Below are 1,587 nucleotides of genomic sequence, written 5' to 3' on the forward strand. Positions count from 1 at the left end.
GGTGTTCGGCCCGGTGGTGTCGCTGTACGTCTATCCGGATGCCCAGTGGGAAGACACGCTGCGCATCGTGGACAAGAGCACGCCGTACGCGCTGACGGGCGCCGTGTTCGCCACCGACCGCGCGGCGCTGGTGCAGGCTGACCGCGAGCTGCGGAACGCGGCGGGCAATTACTACGTGAACGACAAGCCCACGGGCGCGGTGGTGGGCCAGCAGCCGTTCGGCGGCGCGCGGGCCAGCGGCACCAACGACAAGGCGGGGAGCATTCTGAACATGCTCCGCTGGATCTCGCCGCGGACGATCAAGGAAACGTTCGCCCCGGCACGCTCGTTCGAGTACCCGTTCATGGGCGAGAAGTAGCCGATCGGCCGGGCACGGTCGGACGGATCACGACGAAGCGCCTCCGGGAATTTGCCGGAGGCGCTTCGTCGTTTGCGCTCCACGGCTACGTCCTCGGTGCCGGGGAGCCGCACCACGGGATCCGGAGCCCGACGGTGATCGGCAGATAGACATTGGGCGCGGACTCGGTGCCTGAAGCAAAGGAAGAAAACGGCACCTCGAGCCGCGTCTGGGCGAACAACGCCGCTCCGCCCGAGTCCAGGTTCGTCCCCACGCCCAGACTCGCGCCGGGCACCGGTCCATCAGACTCGCCTCCACGGAAGCTGGTACATGCCGTCGACTGGCCATACGCAGGCGCCGCGATAGCCGCGGCGCTCGTTCAGGTTCGGGGAATGGGTCCCGATACCTGCGCTGCACGTGAAGAAGCACACACTTTAGATCATAATATGCTTGACTTCTCAGTTGGGCTCGACTATCCTTACCGAAGATATGCCGAATAGTCGCGCGATGCACTTCCTCTGGCAATCCGCTGTCCAAGTGGGCGGCGGAACAACGGCAACCCCGGCGGGGAGCGGACAATGGCGAAGGCACATGAGCTGGTGGAAGACTTCAACGACAACCTGTCCGATACGACTCGCTGGTGGGTCTTCGGCGACGCGCGAGAGGTGAACCGGCGCCTGGAGCTTCCCCAGGCCAGCAGCACGGCCAACAGCTACGCCGGCTACACGGCGAAAGCCACCTACGACCTTACCGGTACCGCCATATGGGTCGAACTCGTCCGCGCCCCGCGCATGGGACAGGCGCGGCTGCGGGCGTACCTGAGCGAAGGCAACGAGCTGAGCATCGGGCTGGTGGACGGGCTTCTCCGGTGCGAGCAGCAGGTGGGAAGTGCGTACCTGGTTTTCCTTACCCTGCCGTACGACCCGGAAGCGCACCGCTGGCTGCGGATCCGTGAGCGCAACGGCACCATCTTCTGGGAGACTTCGGCGGACGCGGGCACCTGGACTACGCTGTACAGCAACCCGGCGCCGTTCAGCGTTACGGCGATCAGTCCCGGGATCTTCACGGGCACCTATCAGGCCGTCGCTTCGCCCGGCACCGCGATTTTCGACAACCTGAACGCGCAGGAAACCAGCCGGCTTCGGCGGGTGGAGGAGCGCAGGCTTTCGGCGCGCGGCGTCCGGGTAGAGGCGGCGGAGCTGGCGGCGGAGCGGCGCCACGAGGAGCACGCCAACAACAACGACGAGGTG

Annotated in this window: 2 protein-coding genes; both read left to right on the forward strand. The window is 66.2% G+C overall.

What is annotated here, in order from left to right:
• Window positions 1-358 (forward strand): aldehyde dehydrogenase family protein (locus VIB55_RS07815; RefSeq protein WP_331876114.1); only part of this gene is annotated, 358 nt, incomplete at its 5' end.
• Between the two features lie 557 nt (window positions 359-915).
• A partial coding sequence (locus VIB55_RS07820) for a hypothetical protein (protein WP_331876115.1) occupies window positions 916-1,587 on the forward strand: 672 nt, incomplete at its 3' end.

This window comes from Longimicrobium sp. (genome assembly GCF_036554565.1).
Taxonomy (GTDB): domain Bacteria; phylum Gemmatimonadota; class Gemmatimonadetes; order Longimicrobiales; family Longimicrobiaceae; genus Longimicrobium.